Here is a 959-nt window from a genome sequence, read left to right on the forward strand (position 1 = left end):
TTTCCACTCCTGATTTTGCAGCTTCGCCTCCACGCCGAGATTTTTCTTCCACATAGAGCTGGCGGCGATGGCGATACGCTGGTGCGATTCCGAGGTGTTGTACAGCAGATTAAAGCTGAGCGGATGGTCGGGGCTATAACCGGCTTCGGCCAGCAGCTTTTTCGCCTCGGCAATGCGCTTGTCCATCGGCCAGCTGGCGTAGTCCGGGTTGTGCAGCTTCACGCCGCCGATGTCCGGCTGGCTAATCAGCCATGCCGGGCGCTGCCCCTGCCCCAGCACTTTCTCGGCGATGATGTCTTTATCCAGCGCCATGTTCAGCGCCTTGCGCACCCGGACGTCGTTGAACGGCGGCCGGGTGGTGTTGAACTCATAGTAGTAGGTCGCAAGCTGCGGGGAGACGTCCAGCTCGCGGCCGAGCGTTTTCCTGAGCTGGGCAAACTGGTTGATCGGCACCGTGTAAACGATGTCGATTTCCCCCGCCTTGTAGCGGTTCACGTCCGATGCTTCAGACGTCACGGGCAGATACGTGACTTTATTGATAACGGTATGCGGGTTGTCCCAATAGCGCGGGTTACGCTCGGCCACGATGCGCTCGTTGACCACCCACTGCGACAGCTTATACGCGCCGCTGCTGACAAAATGTTCTGGCTTGGTCCACTTCTCACCGAAACGACCGATCAGGACTTTATCCACCGGCACCAGCGACGGGTGCGCCAGCATCGCGAGGAAGGCCGCGTTGGGCTGCGTGAGCGTCACTTCCAGCGTGGTGTCGTTGAGGGCCTTAACGCCGAGCGTATCCGGCGCTTTTTTGCCCTGGGCAATATCCGCGCCATTCACGATATGCATATTGCCGGGATAGCTTGCATAGGGTGACGCCGTTTTCGGATCAACCAGGCGCTGCCAGCTCCAGACGATATCTTCAGCGGTTATCGCGGTGCCGTCGCTCCAGACGATCCCCG

The 959-nt window shown here is 59.5% G+C and carries 1 protein-coding gene; it reads right to left on the reverse strand.

The window, feature by feature from the left end; translation table 11 throughout:
- Positions 1 to 959, reverse strand: a 959-nt coding sequence (locus QMM04_RS22720; RefSeq protein WP_282997135.1) for an ABC transporter substrate-binding protein, incomplete at both ends; no start/stop codon positions are given.

The organism is Pantoea sp. Pa-EAmG, assembly GCF_030024295.1.
Classification (GTDB): Bacteria; Pseudomonadota; Gammaproteobacteria; order Enterobacterales; family Enterobacteriaceae; genus Pantoea; species Pantoea dispersa.